Below are 22160 nucleotides of genomic sequence, written 5' to 3'. Positions count from 1 at the left end.
TGAGATGTTAGATATTAGGTTCTAGATTTAAAAAATCTTACATCTTATTTCTTACATCTCAAATCTCTTTTTTATTTTAAATACTCAAAAACAGAAGCAGCACCTTGTCCAGTTCCTACACACATAGTCACCATACCATATTTTGCTTTTCTTGCTTCCATTTCATGTAATAATTGAACCGTTAATTTTGTTCCTGAACATCCTAGTGGATGTCCTAATGCAATTGCACCACCATTAACATTTACAATGTCTGAATTTAAATTTAACTCGCGTGTTATTGCAACAGATTGCGATGCAAACGCTTCATTTAATTCGAACAAATCAATATCACTTTGCTTTAATCCCGCTTGTTCTAATGCTTTTGGAATTGCAAATAAAGGTCCCATTCCCATAATACGAGGTGCTAAACCTACTGTTGCATAAGATACTAAACGAGCTACTGGCTCTAGTCCTAATTCTTTTACCATGTCTTCTGACATTACCATTACAAATGCAGCACCATCTGACATTTGAGAAGAATTACCTGCTGTAACAGATCCTCCTTGTGCAAATACTGGACGTAATTTTGCTAAACCTTCTAATGATGTATCTCGACGTGGACCTTCGTCTTGTTTGAATGTTATTTTTTTTGTTTGAATTTTCTCTTTTTCATCCAAAAAATTATAATCTACCTCAACAGGAACAATTTGAGAATCGAACTTACCTTCTGCTAAAGCTTTTAATGCTTTTTGATGCGAATTGAATGCAAATTTATCTTGATCTTCTCTCGAAACTTTATATTCATTGGCTACTGCTTCTGCAGTTAATCCCATTCCCCAGTAATAGTCTGGATTGTCTTTTGCCATATTGGTTTCTGGAATTGGTTTATAACCTCCCATTGGAATATATGACATAGACTCTGCTCCTCCTGCAATTATACATTCTGCCATTCCTGTTCTAATTTTTGCTGCAGCTAAGGCTATAGCTTCAGAACCTGATGCACAGTAACGATTTACTGTAACTCCTGGAACTTTATCTGTGCTTAATCCCATTAATGAGATTAAACGTGCCATGTTTAATCCTTGTTCCGCTTCTGGCATTGCACAACCAACTATTAAATCGTCGATACGTGCTGGATCTAATGTTGGATAATCCTCCATTAATCTTCTAAGAACTGTTGCTGCTAACTCATCTGGACGAGTAAAACGTAAAGTTCCTTTTGGTGCTTTACCTACAGCTGTTCTATATCCTGTAACAATATATGCTTGTTTCATTTTTTTATTTTTTTAAAGTATTATGTACGATGTAAAAAGTATAAAGTATTTTAAACTAAACTTTGCGCCAGTTTTATCAACATATTTTGAATATATTTTAATTCACTTAATAACTCTTCCGATATATTTTCTTGAATAAAATTTAAATCTTTCGATAATATTATCTGACATTCTAATTCAAATGATGATCCTAATGCAATATTTAAAAAATTAGCAAATTGAGCATTTGAGTTTCTTCCTGCACCCTCTGCTATATTAGAAGGAATTGAAATACAAGATCTTCTTATTTGAGAAGTTAACCCGTAAATTTCACTAGAAGGAAAATTTGACGTAATCTCATAAAATTTCTTTGTAAAACCCATTGATTTTTGCCAAACTAATAACTCTTTAAAATTATGCATACAGTACTTTTTACATATTACGTTTTACATTTTACAACCTAATTTCTCAACGGTTTCCCTGTTTTCAACATGTGTTGAATACGCTCTAATGTTTTTCTTTCTCCACATAATGATAAAAAGACTTCTCTTTCTAAATCTAATAAGTATTGTTCTGATACTTCTGTCGCTTCAGATAAATTACCTCCAGTCATTACATAACCTAATTTATTAGCAATTAAACGATCGTGATCAGAAGCATAACGACCAGCAACTAATTGATCCGTTCCTACATAGAACATCCCTTGTGCTTCTCGCCCTAATACTTTTACTTTCTGTGGAATTGGTTGTGTATAACCAGCATCTGCCATAATAATTGCATGTTTCTTTGCTTCTGCAATTTGACGATCTTTATCTACAACAATAATATCTTGGTCACGAATGATTCCCATGTTTTTAGCTTCGTAAGCAGAAGTCGCAACTTTTGCCATAGCTATATTCATAAAGTTATCACGTAAATGATTTGTCTTAACATCATCTGCCAACATATTTTTAGCCGAACGTAAAGCAAATTCTTTCGATCCACCTCCACCAGGGATAAGACCTACACCCACTTCAACTAAACCAATATATGTTTCTGCAGCTGCAACAACTTTATCTGCATGCATTGTCATTTCACAACCACCACCAAGTGACATTCCGTGAGGAGCAACCACTACTGGTATAGATGAATAACGAACACGCATCATGGTATCTTGGAACATTTTAATTGCCATGTTCAACTCCCACCAATCTTGTTCAGCAGCCATCATCATAATCATAGCTAAATTGGCACCAACAGAAAAATTATCTGCTTGATTACCTATAACTAAACCTTTGTGATCTTTTTCTGCAAGTTCTATCGCTTTATTAATTCCTTGTAAAACACCACCTCCTAAAGAGTTCATTTTAGAACGGAATTCTAAATTGATGATACCGTCTCCTAAATCTTGAATTGATGCTTCTTTATTCGACCAAATTTCATTTGTTTTACGAATGTTATCTAAAATGATAAACGCATCTTGACCTGGAATAGGCTCGAATTGTTTAGAGTTTTGATTGTAAAATAATTTTTTACCATCTTCTAATTTATAGAAAGAATCTGCACCAGAACTAGCCAATTCTTTTACCCAATCCGCTACTTGAAAACCTTCAGATTCAACTAAATCAATTCCTTTTTGTAATCCAACATAATCCCATGTTTCAAATGGTCCATATTTCCAAGCATAACCTGTACGAATTGCATCGTCTATTGGATAAAATACATCTGTAATTTCTGGAACACGTTGAGAAACGTATGCAAATAATGAAGCAAAATGTTTACGAATTAAATCTCCTGCTTTACCAGAATCTTTTAATAAAGTTGCTAATTTATTTTTTGTAGAACCTGCTTGTTTTGCCGCTTCTACAGCGTTCACTTTTGCTCTTTCTAATGGACGATATTCTAGCGTATCTAGATTTAAAGCAAAACGATTCGTATTTCCTTCTTTATCTACTTCTTTGTAGTAAAATCCTTTTTTTGTTTTATCTCCAAGAAATTTATTCTCAATTAAAAAATCTAAAAACTTAGAATCTTTTAACTCTTGAATCATTTGATCTCCTGTCGTATTTTGTTGTAAACCTTTAGTTACATTGTAAGCAGTATCTAAACCTACTAAATCTCCTAACTTAAATGTTCCAGTTTTTGGTCTTCCTAAAATAGAACCTGTTAAAGTATCAGCTTCTTCTATTGTTAAACCAAGCTCTTGTGTTAATTCCATAATCTTTGCCATAGAATAAACACCAATTCTGTTTCCTATGAAACCTGGAGTGTCTTTACATAAAACTGGTGTTTTTCCTAAAAACAAAGAAGCATAATGCTTAAAGAAATCTACAACTTCTTGATTTGTTTTTGGACCTGGGATAACTTCAAATAACTTTAAATAACGTGGCGGATTAAAGAAATGCGTTCCACAGAAATGCTTCTGAAAATCTTCTGATCTTCCTTCTGACATTAAATGAATTGGAATACCTGAAGTGTTAGAAGTAATTAATGTTCCTGGTTTTCTTAACGCATCAACTTTTTCGAACATCGCTTGTTTAATGTCTAAACGTTCGATAATAACTTCAATTACCCAATCAGAGTTTTTAATCTTCTCTAAATCGTCATCAAAATTACCAACAGTAATACGAGAAGCAAATGCCTTATCGTAAATTGGAGATGGATTACTTTTTAATGCAAAATCTAAATGAGATTGAGCTGTTCTATTACGAACAACTTTATCATCCAAAGTTAATCCTTTCGCTTGCTCTTGTGGTGTAAGCTCGCGTGGAACCATATCTAGCATTAGGACCTGAACTCCGATATTTGCAAAATGACATGCAATTCCAGAACCCATTACCCCAGAACCTAATACGGTTACATGTTTAACGTGTCTTCTCATAATTGTTTTTAAATATTTTTTTGTCTGATATTAATTGATTGATTCTATATACAACTTCTAAGAAAATTTCCATTTTCTCTGGTTCAATATGTTGTTTAATTGCTTCATTAAATTGTAAAACAAAGTCTTTCGAAATATCTCTCATCTTTAACCCTTCTTTGGTTAATGTGATTAAAACACTTCTCCCGTCTACTGGATTAGACTTTCTTATTATAAAACCTCTTTCTTCAAGGTTTTTTAATGTTCGAGATAAACTTGTGGGCTCTATTCCCATTTTAGGACCTAATGACGTACTTGGTGTACCACCTTTAGGATCTATAGATAATAATGTAAATGCATACACCATTGTAGAATCGTAAACTCCTGCTTGTTCATTGTACATCTTCTGAACAGAGAGCCACGTTGAGCGTAATAAGTAATCTATTGTTAAATCTTCTCTTAACATATTTTTTAATGCGTGTATGACAAATATACATGTTTTTTTATTATGCAAGCATAATATTAATTTAAATTTATCTTATTTAAATATTAAATTTCAATTCATTATTAAATTATTAGACACAATATTAATACCATAAATTATAGCGCAAAAAATAAGGTTGTTTAAGCTTCTAAGTAGAGCTATCAACAATAAACAACACGCTTTTTATATATAAAACAGTTTTAAAAGAACTTAATTGAACTATAAAATAGATTGAAGAAATAAATTATAACAAAGAAGTAATGAACAAATACTAACTTGGTATCTTATAATTTTATATCTTTAAATATACTTATAAACGAAAGTGTTACGAAATAATAAACTGAATATAGTTAAGGCATAGACTTAAGTATATTCAATAATAGAAAATAGAAACACTATCAATAATATGTATAATATTGTTTAATGATTATAAATAAATAAGATGATTGAATCTCTTTTCATCTGCATACATTCGTAGAAAATTTAAATACTTCTTATGGAATCGAGTCACACGATGAAAAAAGTAACGGCCGCGTCTCTATTAATCGCATTTGGAATCATTTACGGTGATATAGGTACAAGTCCGCTATATGTAATGAAAGCGATAATTGGTGAGAATCGTGAGATAGAAGAAAGCATTGTTTACGGAGGTGTATCTTGTATTTTTTGGACTTTGTTTTTTCAAACTTCTATAAAATACGTTTGGTTAACATTAAAAGCCGACAATGATGGTGAAGGAGGTATTTTTTCTCTTTACTCTTTAATCAAAAAGAAAGGTAAAAATTTAATTATTCCAACAATTATTGGAGCATCCGCATTAATTGCAGATGGTGTCATAACACCTCCTGTATCTGTTTCATCGGCAGTTGAAGGACTTCGAATGTTAGATGGCTTAGAACATTTACCCACAATTCCTATTGTTATTGTAATCTTATCCCTTTTATTCTTTTTCCAACGTTTTGGTACAGATAAAGTTGGTAAAATATTTGGTCCCTTTATGGTACTTTGGTTTACTATGTTATTTGGATTAGGTATTTTACATATTGTACACCACCCTGGAATTATAAAGGCATTAAACCCTTATTATGCGTATAATCTTTTAACTAACTATCCACATGGATTCTGGATTTTAGGTGCTGTTTTTCTTTGTACAACTGGAGCAGAAGCACTTTATTCTGATTTAGGACACTGTGGAAGAAAGAATATCAGAATAAGCTGGATTTATGTAAAAATTTGTTTAGTTACAAATTACTTAGGACAAGCAGCTTGGTTAATGCACCAAGAATCTCCTATTTTAGGAGGTAGAAATCCTTTCTATGAAATGATGCCAGATTGGTTCCTAATCCCTGGAATTTGTATTGCAACTGGTGCTGCAATCATTGCATCTCAAGCTTTAATTACAGGATCATTTACATTAATTAATGAAGCAATTAACCTTGGTTACTGGCCAAGAACATTAATTATTCAGCCAAACGAACATAAAAGTCAAGTATATATTCCGACTATAAATTTTATGTTATGGGCAGGATGCGTTTTTATTGTTTTATATTTTAGAGACTCTTCTCACATGGAAGCTGCATATGGTTTAGCAATCACGGTGACCATGTTAATGACAACTTTCCTATTATCCTATTACCTCAACTATTACACAAACCTCAACAAGGTTTTCATTGTTTTAATTTTAGGAATTTTTGTTTCAATAGAGACTTCGTTCTTTATTGCAAATGTTGTGAAGTTTGTTGAAGGAGGATATTTAGCATTATTAATGGGGTGGTTATTCTTTGTAATCATGTATTGTAGTTTCTATGGTAAAATATTAAATTCTAGAAATCTAGAGTTCGTTAAAATAAGACGATATGCCAACACATTAACAGAATTAAGTGAAGATAAAACAGTGAATAAATTTTCGACGTTCTTATTTTACTTAACGAAGTCTACGAATGTTAAAACAGTTGAAAAATATAGTATTCAATCTATTTTAAATAAACGCCCTAAGCGTGCAGATGTTTATTGGTTTGTTAATTTAAATAGAGATAGTGAACCTTATACATTAAACTATAAGATTACTCCTATAGTTGATGAAAAGATATACCGATTAACTTTTAATATCGGATTCCGTGTTCAGCCTAAAACAGAACAATACATTAAGAAAGTTATTAATGACATGTATCTAAATGGTGAATTACAATTAAAATATTTAAGTCCTTGTTTAAAAAAATATAATCAAGATCCTGATATGAAATTTGTTTTAATTGAAAAATTCCCTTCAATCGAGACAAAATTAAGTATGAAAGAGTTCTTTACTTTAAAAATTTATTACATCTTAAAGAAAATAGAATTCAATATTCCGAAATCGTTTGGGATAGAAAAAAACGATGTCATCGTAGAACACATCCCGCTTTATGTCCATAAAGATAACCTAGAAGGATTAACAAGAATAGAATAATTACAAAAGCCTAAAAATATTTTTTAGGCTTTTTTTAGTTAAAATAAACATCAATTAAATTGATTTTCAATTAGTATCAAAAAAAATTTATTAAATTTAACCTAATCAAATAAAACTAATTTTAATAAACACTATTTATTATGTTTGAAATTTATAAGGACAAAGCAGGAGAATTTCGTTTCCGATTAAAAGCTAAAAATGGACAAAACATTTTAGCAAGCGAAGGATACAAGCAAAAAGCAAGTTGTGAGAATGGTATAGAATCTGTTCGCAAAAATTCGCAAGATGATTCTAAATATGATTTAAAGCAAGGAACTTCTGGAAAGTGGCATTTTAATTTAAAGGCTACTAATGGACAAGTTATAGGAACAAGTCAGTCTTATGAATCAGAATCTGGTGCTAAAAATGGTATCGCTTCTGTTAAAACAAATGCGCCAGACGCATCAGTAAAAGAAATTGAAGAGTAGAAGAAACTTCTATAAAAAGCTGAAGCCTTGGATAAACCAAGGCTTTCAACCTAATTAACACTAATATGAATTAACACTAAAAACTTATGAAGTAAAATAATGTTCAACTTTATTTAAGATGCGATCTAAGCATCCAAGCAGTTTTTTGATGTTGCTCTAACAAGCCAACTAAGAAATCTGAAGTTGCAATATCTTTATATTCTTCAATTTCTACTACAGCTCCCGTTAAAAAGTTAATAATAACTTCATAATCGTGAAGCAAATCAGCAATAAAACTTAAACTATCTTTGTTTTCAGTTTTTCTTGCTTCTGATAAATGAGTTAACTGCAAATACTCACTCATCGTTGCAGGTGCGTATACATCTTTCTGACGTATTTTCTCTGCTACATCGTCAATTACAATTTGTAATTCATTGTATATTGACTCGAAATAGACATGAATTGTTTGGAAATCTGGTCCTTCAACATTCCAATGTGCATTTCTTGTTTTTAAATATAAAATATGCTCATCTGCTAATAATTTAATTAAAATATCAGCAATTTTTTGCTTTCTTTCTGGCGATAATAAACTCATTTTGTTTTGTTTTTATATTACTAATTTCGATTGTTATTGTTGATACAAATTTCAATCCAAAAAAATAATCTTCAAAAGATTTACAAAACCAAAAATCTATTCTATTATTATTAAAAACTATTGAAAGATTAGAATTATTATCTTTCACATGGCAAAACTATAGTAGAATATTCAATAAATCTATTTCTAAACGTTAAAAATTATTTAAAGTACAGCCAAAAAAAATTAACATACATATCATCTTCCTATTTTCCATCTTAATGAGTTTAAGAATATGTTTTTATAAGCTTTTACAAATCAAATTATTGATAAGTGTATATTGTACAACTCAAAAATAATTATAATTTTGTGTTCAATAAAATAGTTTTGAAAAAGGTTTCTATTAAAGATGTTGCAAACTTAGCGAATGTATCCATTGCATCTGTATCTTATGTTTTAAATAAGATGCCGAATAATCGTATTAGCGAAAGTACTGCAAATCGTATTAAAGAAGCAGCTGAAAAATTAAATTATAGACCGAATAAAATTGCAAAAAGCTTAAAAACAAATCAGTCGAAGATTTTAGGACTGATTGTAGCTGACATTGCGAATCCGTTTTTTGGTAAAATTGCGAAAATATTAGAGGAAGAAGCTTTAAAAATTGGTTACACAATTATCATTGGAAGTTCTGGAGAAAATAACGAGAAGTTTGATAAATTAATCAATTTCTTTATTGATCAACAAGTTGATGGTCTTATTTTAGCTCCTGTTGAAAACAGTGAAAAAAGCTTTTTAAAGTTAAATCAGGAAAAGTTTCCTTATATAATTTTAGATAGAAATTTGGATGGAATAAATTCAAATGGAATAAAAATTAACAATGAAGAAATTTCTTTTGAAGTAACTAACACACTAATAAAAAAAGGCTCTAAAAAACCTTTATTAGTTTCTTACGAAACAACTCTTGGTAATTTACTAGAGAGAGATTTTGGTTTTTATAAAGCGATTAAAGAAAATAATATTAAAGAATTAGAAAGTATAAAAGTTAAGATAGACGATATTCAGAAAGATGTTTATGCAGGATTAGATAAACATTTTAATGGAGATAATAAACCTGATTCTATTTTCTTTACAAGTAATAAATTAGCATTTTCTGGTTTAAAATATTTATTAAAACGAAATATAAATATTCCTGAAGAGCTACAAGTTATTGCATTCGACGAATCTGAAGCGTATGAGTTATTTCCTGTTGAAATTTCGTATGTAAAACAACCTTTAGATGAGATTGCGCAAAATGCATTAGAAATGATTATTAATAACATAAATAATAAAAATAAAGTAATACAAAATAAAGAGCTTTGCGCTGAACTTATTTTAAGAGAAAGCACAAACTAATTTTATTTAATTAAATGATTAAACGTTTAACCATAATTTAAATATGAGAGAAATAACAAGTACACCAGAAATTGTATGTTTTGGAGAAATTCTTTGGGATATTTTTCCTGATGGAAAAAGAATAGGTGGAGCACCATTCAATGTTTCATATAACTTAACTAAAATGGGAATTGATTCTCATATGATAAGTAGAATCGGAGATGATCAATTAGGGAGAGAATTATTAGAGGTAACTACAAGTAGAAAAATAAACCCTACTGGTTTACAGTTGGATAATGAGAATGCAACAGGAACTGTTATTGCGACTTTTGATGAAGATAACGATGCTATTTATGATATCGTAAATAATGTTGCTTGGGATAATATTCAATTAACAGAAAAAGATTTAAATTTTGTAAAAGAAGCAAAAGCATTCGTTTTTGGAAGTTTAGCAACAAGAAACAAAGTATCGAGAGAAACTTTATTTTCTTTAATGGAAAATGCAACATTTAATGTTTTCGATATTAATCTTCGTCCTCCTTTTATAGATGAAAAAGTTATAAAAGATATTTTACACCATACTCATTTAGCAAAGTTTAATAAAGCTGAATTAAGAATGGTTTTAGAATTTATCGACAAAGAATATACGAACGAAGCAGATAGTATTAAATATGTACAAGATTATTTTAAACTAGATGAGATTATTGTATCTAAAGGAAGTAAAGGTGCTATCTATTATAAAAAAGACGAGCATTATCAATTCCCAGCAGTAGAAATTACAATAAATGATACGGTTGGAAGTGGAGATTCATTTTTAGCAGGTTTTCTTACAAAGAGAATCAACAATAAAAATCCTTTCGAAACAATGGAGTATGCTACAGCATTAGGTGCGTTTATAACTTCTAACAAAGGTGCTTGTCCTGAATATTCCTTAGAAGAATTTGAATTATTTAAAGAAAAACATCCGACAAATTATAATGATGTAATAACAAATATGAAAAATATGCCTCATGGAAAATAAAGAAAAAATTGGTTTAACAGAAAAGAAATATACTCTACTATTTTTCCTAGTATGCAGCTTATTTTTACTTTGGGCAATTGCAATTACAATGGGAGATGTTTTGAATAAACATTTTCAAGATGTTTTACATATTTCGAAAGCAAAATCTGGTTTGGTACAATTCTCAATGTTTGGTGCTTATGCTATAATGGGAATTCCAGCAGGTATGTTTTTAAAAAGATATGGGTATAAAAATGGTGTACAATTAGGATTAGCTTTATATGCTTTTGGTGCACTATTATTTATACCAGCATCTAATTATTTATCTTTTAATTTATTTAGAGTAGCACTCTTTATATTATCTGCTGGTTTGGCAACTTTAGAAACAGTTGCTCATCCTTTTGTTGCGGCATTGGGAAATGAAAAAACAAGTGATCAGCGTGTTAACTTTGCACAAGGCTTTAACGGACTGGGTGCTATATTAGGTCCATTACTGGGAGGATTCTTTATTTTTAATGAATCATCAAATGGTTTAGATTCTGTAAAAATATTATACAGTTGTATTGCTGCTTTTATTATTTTCTATTTCATTATTTTTTCTGTTGTAAAGGTTCCAAATTTAAATGATCCTCATGCAGAAGAAACGAATTCTGATGTACAAAATACGAATAACGATACTCCTTTATACAAACAGAAACATTTTATTTATGCTGTAATTGCTCAATTTTTTAATATTGGAGCACAAGCAGGAACATGGGCTTACTTCATTAATTACACAGTAGAAAGAATGAAGTATTCTGAAACAACAGCTTCTTACTATTTTTCGTTAAGTTTAGGATTAATGATGATTGGTCGCTTTGTAGGAACTTACTTGATGAAATTCATTAAACCAAATATTTTATTAGCTGCTTTTACATTATGTAATGTTATTCTTTGTGTGATTATTGCGCAAGATTTAGGAATGATTTCTTTTGTGTCATTAATCTCATTAAATTTTTTCTTGAGTGTTATGTATCCAACTATTTTTAGTTTGGGATTAAAAAATCTAGGAAATAAAGTGCATCAAGCTTCCTCTTTCTTAGTAATGGCAATGTTTGGAGGTGCAGTCTTTCCTCAATTAATGGGTAAAATTGCCGAAAAAAATATTGCACATTCCTATTATCTACCTATAGTTTGTTATGCTGTTATATTGCTTTTTGCTTTAAAATTATATAAACCAAAATCTAATTCATAATTGATTAAACGATTAAACAAATGGAAAATATAAAATTTGGTTGTTCATTACTATCATGGATATTACCCAATTGGGAATTAAGTGCAGGAAAATATGCGATTGAACAAACTGCTAAACATCAGTTTGATTTATTAGAAATTTTACTTCCTCCTTATCAGGAATTCGAAGTAAAAGAAGTTAAGAAAGAACTTGAAAAGTATCACCTAGATGTTGTTTGTTCTTTTAATTTACCTGCAAATGCTCATATCTCTTCTTATCCAAAAGAAAGTTTAGTATTAATTAAAAAAGCAATAAACTACACTGCCGAATTAGAAACAGATTTCTTAGGAGGAGTTTTACATAGTGGTTTAGGTTACTTTTCTGGAAATACAATAACAAACGAGGAAAAGAATACGATAATTGAAGTTTGGCAAGAAGCAGCAAGTTATGCTTCTCAATATGGAATTTCCATTGCTATAGAACCAATTAATAGATACGAATCTTATGTTTGTAATACTGCTAAAAATGTGTTGGATTTAATCGGTAAAACAAATTGTGATAATTTATTTTTGCATTTAGATACCTTCCATATGAATATTGAGGAAGATAATTTTAATGATCCTATTTTATTAGCCAATAATAAATTAAAACATCTTCATATAACAGAATCTAATAGAGGAATGTTAGGTGAGGGAACTGTAAACTGGGACGAGTTATTTATCGCTCTAAATAAAATAAACTTTTCGGGTAATTTGGTTTTAGAAAATTTCTCTTCACAAGTAAAAGGAATGTCAAATGCAGTTTCTCTTTGGCAAGAGTCTACATATAATGCCGAAGATTTAGCTGTAAGAAGTCTTCAATTTATGAAAGAGAAAGTAGAATTACATTTTAATTAATTAGTATTACTTCTTTATATTGTAGAAGTAATACATTTGTGGAGTTTATAAAAAAATGTATGTCATCATTTTTATCTGATTGGTATTTAATATTCGTTTCTATAGGACTTTGTCTTTCTATTTACAGTTTTATATTGAGCACTATTACTTCAAAAAAATTGAGAACTTTCTCTACTATTGAGTTTAAGTATATTTTGGGGATCAATATCCCAAATAAATAGTCGTTCGAGTTTTAATTTTTTTAATATTTATATTAAAGATGAGCATATTTATATTGTTCCATTTTTTACTATAAATCCATTTGCTTCTAAAATACTTTCAAATGCCATTTATTTTAATGGTAAAGAAACACAGATAATAAATGATATTTACTTCGATTCATCTAATCATTTAAATATAGAATATGTTCCTTATGATACTCTTTCTTTATTATCAAGAAGTGATTTAACTATCAAAATAAAAAATTTAAATTCTCAACAGAAAAATATTTTAGCAGAATACATCGAAAAACATGTTACACTATAAACTTAAAAACGCTTCATTAAATGAAGCGTTTTTTATTAAATTATTATTGTAAATATTCTTAAAATTCGATCGCTATAGAACATCTTACAGCAGCACCTAAAATTGGTCTTGCCATAATAATTCCTTGTCCAGAAGTAACACCAGATCTAGGATCACCTTCTGTTAATCCAATTGTATTAAAAATATTAGTTCCATCAACTCCGAATCTAACTTTACCTAATTGATACGACATTCCTGCACCAAATTCAGTAAAAGAAGGTAACTCTTGTTTGTTTGTATTGTCAGCATATCTCATTCCATAATAATTCATACTAACATAAGTTCTCCATTCTCTAGTAATATTAACAGCAGGAGAAAAAACAAAGTATAATTTTGGAATTCTTCTCACCACATTATCTTTTAAATCTTCACCATTTTGTCGAATCTCTTTAAATTTAGGATCTTGAATTGTTCCATTTAATCCTAATTCTAAAACACGATTAAATAATCTTAAATTCGTTTCTAATTCTAATCCGTAATTTTTTGTACTACCGTAAGCATTTTCTGATTGTCCGTTAGATAGAATATCAGAAAAACGAATATCATCTAAACTAGAACTAAATAGAATAGCGGTTACATCAAAATTTGATTGGTAATGTTTGTAACCAAATTCGTATTGATTAGTTATGGTTGGTTTTAAAGAATTTAAATCTTGGTAATTGTCATAAAACGCTTCCTCTATAGGTGATCTAAACCCATGAGAATATCTAGCAAAAACGGCATCTGAATTAGAAAACTTATAATTAGCTGCAAGAGTTCCTGAAATCTTTTCTACTTTATAAGACCAATAATGGTAAGGTCCACCAGAAACTAACATGCTATTGTCTGCAGAAGTTGTGTTGAATCCATTTGTTCCATTGTAAGCTCCTCCATCTACTGTCATATTAGATGCATCTAAATTTGAAAGAGTTGCTCCCGCTTTATCTACGATTCCATTGTAAGTATTGTTATCGTAACGAATACCTCCATTAAAATTTAAATTATCTGTTACTTGATAATCTAAGTTAAAATATAATGCATTTACACTACCTTTTATTTCTGAATCTCTTGTTAACCAAGAAATATCTGTAACACCATTATATGTTCTAGAGTAGTTGTTATCTGTTGGATTTAATGAAGCGTCAACAAGATTTAATAATCTTACGTCATCTTTAACTTCTACTAACAGATTACTCCAGTTCCATTTTTGAGCAGATTTCCAAACAGATTTATAGAAACCTAATGACATCGATAATTTATCAATTTTATAATCGAATCGTAAATCGTTTGCAAAATTATTCATCTTTTTATCTATCGCCCAATACCCTACTTTTTGTACATATTCAGGATTAGCTATTTGACCATTGTCTACATAAGTGTAACGAAAATTTTCTATTGGTAAAGATTCTCCTCCAGCTGTTGTATAATTATTTGCAAAATCTGCTGCAGAAGTTGGCACACCACTCGGGAAAATACCTGTATAACCTAAATTGATATTAGTATATCTAATTTTATTATTAACAGTGAATCCTTCTCCTAAATTATATTTAAACTCACCTCCAATAACATCTACTTTTGGATTAACACCATTTTCTAAATCTCTTTCAAAAAAGCCTCCTCCTGCTTGTGGAATTTTTAATTTAGATAGATTTCTAGATGCGTAGGTACCGTAATTTGGATTAAATCCTGGGAATCCAGAAATTTTGTTTCCGTCTTGTAATAAAGGAATTGGTAATAAAAATAAGTTTCTATCGTTCAATTTTTTGTAATAAACTTTAGCAAAACCTTCATCAAAAACATACTTTAAGTTCATTTTTATCTGACCTCCATTGTTTGCTTTATAACCAGGATTTCTAATACCATTATCTACTCTGTAAAAACCTCCTACATTATAGAATAGTTTATCCTTAACAAGAGCTCCTCCTAAATTAGTATCAAATCGCATTAGTCCATAACTACCCGTTTCTAACTTTGTAATTCCATTAAATTTATTTTGACCTTCTTTGGAAATAAAGTTAATAATTCCACCTGGTGCATTCGAGGCAAAAACTGAACCCGAACCTCCTCTTAACGCTTCTAATTTTGATGTAGTTGCATCTATTCTAAAAAAGTTATCTGCATTCGCAAACTGTAAAGCTCCGTCTTCAAAAACTGGCATTCCATCTTCTTGTACTTGTACATATTCGTAAGCACCTGCAGAAGGAATACCTCTGGCAAATAAATTATTTCCAACTTCACCTCCAGATGTTTCAACTGCAAATCCAGGTACCTTTTGTAACAAGCTTGCTGTACTTATTGGATTTTGTTTTTGAATGTCTTTTTCTGTAAATGTAGAAACTGCTGTACTGGTTTCTATTTTTCTTTTAGGGTTGGCACTTCCTGTGACAATTACTTCCCTTAAAGTATCCATAGGAAAAATTTCTTCTTCCGTTTTTACAGGAATACTGTCTTTTATAACTTCTTGAGCTTTTGCTTGTTGAAAATAAAATAAAGATATTCCTAAAGCTAAAATAAATGGTTTTTTATTCATTTGTGTGGTTTTGATAAATTATTAATTTTAACTATTTAGTTTATTTTTCAGAAATAAGTATACACCATTGGTCCAACCAAATCCATCTTGATTTGGATATTCTCCTCCTCCAGCTAAAACATTTAAATCGACAGCATTATATTTTTCCATTAACTTACCTGTCTCATTGTACGTTTTCTCTACAAGAGTGCACCAATTTTCTGCTATTTGTAATGATGTATCCTTATAATTATATTCTTCAAATGCTTGATAACCTAGCCATTGAAATGGTGCCCAAGCATTCGGAAAGTCCCATTGTTGCTTAGACTCTTTTGTAGTTGTTACTAATCCTCCTTTATGTAGAATATTGTTTTCTATAAAATTTCTTACTTTATCCGCTTCAGAATTTTCAGCTAGTTTAAAAAGTAATGGATATAACATTCCTACATGTTCTGATGATGTTTGTGATTTTTTAGAAAAATTATAATCGACATAAATTCCTTTATCATCATTCCAAAAATAATTTTGAATTGCAGTTTTTCTTTTATTTGCTCTTTCTTGGTAGTATTTAATTTTTGGAGATTTACTATCTATAATTTGAATTATTTCTGAAAGCAAATTTTCTGTATTCCATAATAAACAGTTTAAATCTACTGGAAGAATATTCAGTTTCTCTATCGTTTCTATTTTTGAAGGATCTGCAAACCATCTACTAGAAAAATCCCAACCAGATTCGCAAGCTGCACGAATATTTCTGTAAAAATCATTTTTATCTGATTTTTCATTATCCATTACATCAATCCAATAACTTTCGGGACGAGGCTGATTTTTTGCATCATAATATCTATTTAATATCGTTCCGTCTTCTAATTTTACTACTCTATTTATAGCTTGATTATTCGCAATTTCTTGCTCTCCATTCATCCAAAAATTATATTCTTTTTCTAACGTAGGAAAAAACTCTATTAACAATGTTTTATCATCAACTGTATCAGCTAATAGTTGTAACATTAAAGAAAAATATGGTGGTTGAGATCTGCTTAAGAAGTATGTTCGACTTGCGTTGGGAACAAACCCAAATTTATGAATCAAATAAGCACAGTTATCTACAATATTTCGCATCATTTCTACTCGCCCAGATTCTTTTAATCCTAACATAATAAAGAAACTATCCCAATAAAAAAACTCATTAAATCTACCTCCTGGAACGATGTAAGGTTTTGGTAATTGAAGTAATGTACCGATATCTTCTTTTGATGTTTTTGTTAAATGATCCCACAATTTCTCAATATGATCTTCTATTGATAGATTCTCATTTTTTTGATAGGATTGATTAGTTGTAGGAAAATCAAAATAATGAAGAATAAATTCCTTTAAATTAAAAGTCTCTTTCGTCTTTTCTTCTTCATATTTAGACATAATTTCTTGTACTAAATAACGAGGAATTGCATCTGTCATCATTTTTTGATCTTCAAAAATTTTCTGTCTTTGAACTTCATCAAATAGACTTTCAATTGCTTCTAAATGTAATTGCTTATTCATTAATTGATATTTTTTTTGTTCATTTTATTCATCATTAAAACTGATCCTAACAATAATACAAGCGGAATTAAGGATAAATAAAACGCATGTTGTCCGCTAAATTCTTGAAAAAGACTTCCTGTAAGCATTGATCCAATCGTACCTCCAATAGCCGAAAAAACTACGATTAACCCAGACATTGAGCTGTGTAAATATTTCGGGATTGATGCAAGAATTATAGAATTTATACTTGGATATATTGGTGCTAAAAATATTCCCATTAGAGGAAATAGATAAACTACTAATGGCGCATTGAGCCAGCTGGCATTCAACACATTTTCGTTTTCATGTGTAAGTGGTAAAACCAATAAAATACTTATTGCGAAACCTACAATACAAAAAGTAACGATGTAAATCCATGAAAATGATTTTGAAAAAAATCCGGATAAAAATCTTCCCAAAGCAAATGCACCCGCTAAAATTGCGCCTGCTTGCACACTCATACTCGTAGGAACTTTAAGCACTTCTTTGTAAAAAGTTGGTGTCCATGTTTGGAAACTTTGCTCTACTAAAACAAATAAAAATGTACATAGTAAAAACAATAAAACTTTATTAAACTTAAAGAGTCTCAAACTATTTTTTACGTCAGAAATTAGGTTACTTCCTTCTATTTTAGCTTCACTTTCGTTTAATTTGGTTGACAATAAGAAAATAAATGAGAGAAGACTTAATCCTCCTAATATCCAATAAACTTGTAACCAAGAGGTTGATTTTGGATTATTATCATCAATAAAAAAGCTAAATAAAAGATTCCCTAATAATACACCTATCATAAAAAATCCTTCTAAGAAACCCATCATACTCGAATGCTCCTTATCTGTATTTGTAACTAAACCAATTGATGTAAAAACCGAAATTTTAATTAGTGCAAATGAAACTCCTATGGTAGCAAATAATAGTTTGAAATACCAAAACTCATTGGCTTGTGTCATAAAAAAACACATAATTGACACGAAACCTAATGCAATTAACATGGATTTTTTAATTCCAATTTTTGGTAAAAAAGAAGCTACTAAAAATGAACAAATTGCAATTGGTAAATCTTTGAAACCTTCTAAAACGCTTGCTTGTGTTTTAGTTATATCAAAATTCTGTTGAACTTTTAGAATAATTGTTCCTACAGAATTGAGAAGTATTGCAAATACTAAATAATTTAAATATAACGTGAATTTTATTTTGTAGTTTTTCATGTGTCAATTTCTTTAAGCAAGTTATAATTATTCGATTTACAATAATTTAACATTATAAACCAATACTTGAACTATATTAATATATTTTAATTAAATTAGTTCATATTAAAATTAATTTAATGAATATTAGCTACGAAATTGTTAAAAAGGACTTAGATTCTTCTTTTAGAGTTTTACATGTTAATCAACCTATTGCTGAATTATCTTGGGAATATCACTATCATCCCGAAATAGAATTAGTGTGTGTAAAATCTGGCTACGGTACAAGGCACGTAGGTTACCATAAGAGCAATTATTTAAATGGTGATTTAGTTTTAATAGGGTCTAATGTTCCACATTCTGGTTTTGGATTAAATTCTACAAACCCTCACGAAGAGTATGTTGTACAATTTAATGCCAATGTAATTCCATCAGCAAGTGAAATAATAGAATTTAAAGACATTCAGCAAATGATGGAACTTTCTAAATATGGGATACTTTTTGGGAAAAAGACAAGAAAAGATATAGTACCTCATCTTATACGTTTATATGAAAGTTCTGGTTATCCGAGGTATTTAAAATTATTAGAAATATTATTGATTCTTTCGCAAAGTAAAGATTTCAAATTATTGAATAAAGAAATTATGCCACACACAATAATTTCTAAGAATAAAAATAGATTGCAGACAATTTTTACATACGTTGAAAATAATTATCAAAATGAAATTGAAATTCAACATATTTCTGAATTAGTGAATCTTACATTACCTGCATTTTGTAATTTTTTCAAGAAAGCGACACAAATTACTTTTACAGAATTTGTTAATCGCTATCGAATAGAAAAAGCATGTTTTCTTTTAATTCAAGAAAAATCGGTTGCTGAATGTAGTTATCTGTGTGGTTTTAATAATGTAACTTATTTCAACCGCGTGTTCAAAAAATTTATTCATAAAACACCTTCAGATTTTATTCAGCAAAATAAATTTAATTAAAGTTCTCCTTTCAGAAATTTACCTGTAACACTTTTAGAGTTTTTAGCAATTTCTTCTGGTGTTCCTTCTGCAACTATTTTACCTCCTTTATTCCCACCATCTGGACCAATATCAATTACATAATCTGCTAATTTAATTACATCTAAATTATGTTCGATAATGATAACTGTATTTCCGAACTCTACAATTTTATTAATTACTTTCATTAATACATTTACATCCTCAAAATGTAAACCTGTAGTAGGTTCATCTAAAATATATATTGTTTTTCCGGTTTGTTTTTTAGCCAATTCAGTTGCTAATTTTACACGTTGTGCTTCTCCTCCACTTAATGTTGTCGATTGTTGCCCAAGTGTAATATATCCTAAACCTACGTCTTGTAGCATTTTTACATAACGGAAAATCTTTGGTATTGCTTCAAAAAATTCTACCGCTTCATTTACTGTCATATCTAAAACATCTGCAATAGATTTTCCTTTATAGCGAACCTCTAATGTTTCTCTATTAAATCTTTTTCCATTACATGTTTCACAATCTACGTGAATGTCTGGTAAGAAATTCATTTCTATTACACGTAAACCAGCTCCTTGGCAAGTTTCACAACGTCCTCCTTTTACATTAAATGAAAAACGCCCTGGTTTATAACCTCGTATTTTAGATTCTGGTAAGTTTGTAAATAACGAACGAATATCTGAAAAAATTCCTGTATAAGTTGCAGGATTTGATCTTGGTGTACGTCCAATTGGAGATTGATCTACTTCTATTACTTTATCTAAATGTTCTAAACCTTCTATCTTCTTATAAGGCATTGGTTCCTTTTCTGCACGGAAAAAATGATGGTTTAAAATTCTGTAAAGTGTTTCGTTAATCAATGTTGATTTTCCACTTCCAGAAACTCCAGAAACAACCACTAATTCTCCTAAAGGAATTGTAAGATTTACATTTTTTAAATTATTACCAGATGCACCCGAAAGTTTTAAAAGGTTTCCATTTCCTTTTCTTCTCTCTTTCGGAATCTCTATTTTTAATTTATTATTTAAATAGTTTGATGTCAATGTATCAGATTTCAACATCTTTTTAGGCTCTCCTTCCCAAACAATTTGTCCTCCGTTTTTACCTGCTTTCGGACCAACATCTATTACATAATCCGCTTCTAAAATCATGTCTTTGTCGTGTTCTACAACTAAGATTGAATTTCCTATATCACGTAATTTTTTCAAAGAATCTATTAATCGAACATTATCTCTTTGATGTAAACCAATACTTGGCTCATCTAAAATATATAAAACATTCACCAACTGAGAACCAATTTGTGTTGCTAAACGAATACGTTGTGCTTCTCCTCCAGAAAGTGTTTTAGAAGAACGATTTAAACTTAAATAATCTAAACCTACATCCAATAGAAAAGATAATCGCGTGTAAATCTCTTTTAAGATTTCATATGCAATTTGTTGTTGATTAACTGTCATTGAAATTGGCGCATCCTCAATCCATTTTTGTAATGAATGAAGATCCATTTCGGCAACTTCTCCTATATTTTTATCATCAATTCTAAAGAAAAGAGATTCTTTTTTTAGACGTTTCCCTTCGCAAGATGGACAAACAATTTTTCGCCCGAACTTTTTGCTAATCGCATTAGACGACGGATTATTTTTATCTTCCATAATTTCAGATAAAAATTCGTTTAATCCTTCGAAATCTATTTTATATGTTTTTTTAACTGATGCAAATTTTAGATCAACATTTAATGTTTCTGTTAATCCATTCATTACATCATCAATTAATTCTTGTGGTAATTTCTTAAAAGCTGTTTTTTGATCTAAGTTATATTTTACAAAAATGGCTTCTAATTGTTTCTCTATACGAGAAGATGTTTTTAATGTTTCGAATAATTCTTCTAAATTATCGAACAAAGATTTATCCTTTTCTTGAAATAATTTATCAAGATTAATTTCTTTTATTTCTCCTAAACCTGTACAAGTAGGACAAGCTCCTTTTGGTGAATTAAATGAAAATGTATTAGGTTCTGGTAAAGCATAAGAAACACCTGTTGCAGCACACATTAAGGAACGTGAGAAAAAACGTGTTTCGTTTGTTTCATAATCCAGAATCATTGTAATTCCATTTCCTTGATTCATTGCTTGATCGATACTTGAACGTAAACGTTGGTCTACAACTTTATCATTCAATAACATCTTATCAACCAACAACTCTATGTCATGTGTTTTATAACGATCTAACATCATTCCTGGCGCTATTTCTTGCAACTCGCCATCTATTCGCATTTGTAAAAATCCTTTTTTAGAATAGGTTACAAATATTTCGCGATAATGACCTTTACGAGATCGAACAATTGGAGAAAGAATGGCTATTTTTTTACCTTCGTATTGTGCACGAATTAATTCTATAATTTGATCATCTGTATACGCAACCATTTTCTCGTTTGTTTCTACAGAATAAGCTGTAGATGCACGAGCATACAATAAACGTAAAAAATCATAAATTTCTGTAATTGTTCCAACCGTTGAACGTGGATTTTTATTGGTCGTTTTTTGCTCTATTGCAATTACTGGAGATAAGCCATCTATCTTATCAACATCTGGGCGTTCTAAACCTCCCAAAAATTGACGAGCATAGGCCGAAAAAGTTTCAATGTATCTACGTTGTCCCTCTGCATATATTGTATCAAAAGCCAACGAAGATTTTCCACTTCCACTTAATCCTGTAATTACGACAAGTTCGTTGCGAGGAATTTTCACATCTATATTTTTTAGATTATGTTCTCTCGCTCCGTAAATTTCAATAAAATCTTTGTCCATGTTATGTTGTAAGAAGATGCAAAAATACAAAAAATAGCCACAGAAA

General features: G+C 29.9%; 17 protein-coding genes. 8 read left to right on the top strand and 9 right to left on the bottom strand.

Translation table 11 applies throughout. The features are described from left to right. Window positions 1-71 precede the first annotated feature (71 nt). From BUA86_RS03245 to BUA86_RS03230, 4 genes are read right to left on the bottom strand one after another with little or no spacing between them, the layout of a single operon-like run. Window positions 72-1253: a thiolase family protein gene (locus BUA86_RS03245; RefSeq protein ID WP_072929804.1), complete on the bottom strand. Its 1182-nt coding sequence runs from the start codon at window positions 1251-1253 to the stop codon at window positions 72-74. A 50-nt stretch (window positions 1254-1303) separates the two neighbouring features. After that, window positions 1304-1654 carry a four helix bundle protein gene (locus tag BUA86_RS03240; protein ID WP_072929803.1) on the bottom strand — a complete coding sequence of 117 codons (351 nt, stop codon included), beginning with the start codon at window positions 1652-1654 and terminating at the stop codon, window positions 1304-1306. Between the two features lie 38 nt (window positions 1655-1692). After that, a complete protein-coding gene (locus BUA86_RS03235; protein WP_072929801.1) occupies window positions 1693-4092 on the bottom strand; it encodes a 3-hydroxyacyl-CoA dehydrogenase/enoyl-CoA hydratase family protein in 2400 nt (799 codons plus the stop codon). Next, a complete protein-coding gene (locus BUA86_RS03230; RefSeq protein WP_072929799.1) occupies window positions 4076-4537 on the bottom strand; it encodes a MarR family winged helix-turn-helix transcriptional regulator in 462 nt (153 codons plus the stop codon). The genes BUA86_RS03235 and BUA86_RS03230 overlap by 17 nt, the downstream gene beginning before the upstream one ends. Before the next feature lie 514 nt (window positions 4538-5051). Here BUA86_RS03230 and BUA86_RS03225 point away from each other — a divergent pair. Together BUA86_RS03225 and BUA86_RS03220 are read left to right on the top strand one after the other, a co-directional pair. Beyond that, window positions 5052-7001, top strand: coding sequence for a KUP/HAK/KT family potassium transporter (locus BUA86_RS03225; RefSeq protein ID WP_072929797.1), 1950 nt, complete (start codon window positions 5052-5054; stop codon window positions 6999-7001). Window positions 7002-7141: 140 nt separating this feature from the next. Further along, window positions 7142-7468 (top strand): YegP family protein, encoded by a 327-nt coding sequence (locus tag BUA86_RS03220; RefSeq protein ID WP_072929795.1) that lies wholly within the window; start codon window positions 7142-7144, stop codon window positions 7466-7468. Window positions 7469-7577: 109 nt separating this feature from the next. On the opposite strand, the gene BUA86_RS03215 is transcribed toward BUA86_RS03220, so the two are convergent. Beyond that, the gene (locus BUA86_RS03215; RefSeq protein WP_072929793.1) at window positions 7578-8042 is read right to left on the bottom strand and encodes a Dps family protein; all 465 of its coding nucleotides are present in this window, start codon (window positions 8040-8042) and stop codon (window positions 7578-7580) included. Window positions 8043-8408: 366 nt separating this feature from the next. Between BUA86_RS03215 and BUA86_RS03210 the strand changes: the two genes are divergently transcribed. From BUA86_RS03210 to BUA86_RS03190, 5 genes are all read left to right on the top strand, one after another. After that, a complete protein-coding gene (locus tag BUA86_RS03210) occupies window positions 8409-9413 on the top strand; it encodes a LacI family DNA-binding transcriptional regulator (protein WP_072929792.1) in 1005 nt (334 codons plus the stop codon). Window positions 9414-9456: 43 nt separating this feature from the next. Then, entirely contained in the window at window positions 9457-10413 is a 957-nt protein-coding gene (locus tag BUA86_RS03205; RefSeq protein ID WP_072929790.1) for a carbohydrate kinase family protein, read from the top strand. Then, the gene (locus BUA86_RS03200) at window positions 10403-11626 is read left to right on the top strand and encodes a sugar MFS transporter (protein ID WP_072929788.1); all 1224 of its coding nucleotides are present in this window, start codon (window positions 10403-10405) and stop codon (window positions 11624-11626) included. Before BUA86_RS03205 ends, BUA86_RS03200 begins: the two co-directional genes overlap by 11 nt. Window positions 11627-11646: 20 nt before the next feature. Next, window positions 11647-12501, top strand: a complete 855-nt coding sequence (locus BUA86_RS03195) for a sugar phosphate isomerase/epimerase family protein (RefSeq protein ID WP_072929786.1) — start codon at window positions 11647-11649, stop codon at window positions 12499-12501. A 177-nt stretch (window positions 12502-12678) separates the two neighbouring features. Beyond that, a complete protein-coding gene (locus tag BUA86_RS03190) occupies window positions 12679-13026 on the top strand; it encodes a hypothetical protein (RefSeq protein WP_072929784.1) in 348 nt (115 codons plus the stop codon). 58 nt (window positions 13027-13084) lie between these two features. On the opposite strand, the gene BUA86_RS03185 is transcribed toward BUA86_RS03190, so the two are convergent. From BUA86_RS03185 to BUA86_RS03175, 3 genes are read right to left on the bottom strand one after another with little or no spacing between them, the layout of a single operon-like run. Further along, window positions 13085-15574 carry a TonB-dependent receptor gene (locus BUA86_RS03185; RefSeq protein ID WP_072929783.1) on the bottom strand — a complete coding sequence of 830 codons (2490 nt, stop codon included), beginning with the start codon at window positions 15572-15574 and terminating at the stop codon, window positions 13085-13087. 27 nt (window positions 15575-15601) lie between these two features. Then, a complete protein-coding gene (locus tag BUA86_RS03180) occupies window positions 15602-17095 on the bottom strand; it encodes a trehalase family glycosidase (RefSeq protein ID WP_072929781.1) in 1494 nt (497 codons plus the stop codon). After that, window positions 17095-18324 carry an MFS transporter gene (locus BUA86_RS03175; RefSeq protein WP_072929779.1) on the bottom strand — a complete coding sequence of 410 codons (1230 nt, stop codon included), beginning with the start codon at window positions 18322-18324 and terminating at the stop codon, window positions 17095-17097. The genes BUA86_RS03180 and BUA86_RS03175 overlap by 1 nt, the downstream gene beginning before the upstream one ends. A gap of 119 nt (window positions 18325-18443) precedes the next feature. Here BUA86_RS03175 and BUA86_RS03170 point away from each other — a divergent pair, with 119 nt between their 5' ends. Continuing rightward, window positions 18444-19295, top strand: a complete 852-nt coding sequence (locus BUA86_RS03170; RefSeq protein WP_072929777.1) for an AraC family transcriptional regulator — start codon at window positions 18444-18446, stop codon at window positions 19293-19295. Here BUA86_RS03170 and uvrA read toward each other — a convergent pair. After that, window positions 19292-22114: an excinuclease ABC subunit UvrA gene (gene uvrA / locus BUA86_RS03165; RefSeq protein WP_072929775.1), complete on the bottom strand. Its 2823-nt coding sequence runs from the start codon at window positions 22112-22114 to the stop codon at window positions 19292-19294. The genes BUA86_RS03170 and uvrA overlap by 4 nt on opposite strands. Window positions 22115-22160 lie beyond the last annotated feature (46 nt).

The sequence above is a fragment of the Chishuiella changwenlii genome (assembly GCF_900142565.1).
GTDB classification, from domain to species: domain Bacteria; phylum Bacteroidota; class Bacteroidia; order Flavobacteriales; family Weeksellaceae; genus Empedobacter; species Empedobacter changwenlii.
This window is presented reverse-complemented; position numbering and strand designations above follow the sequence as displayed.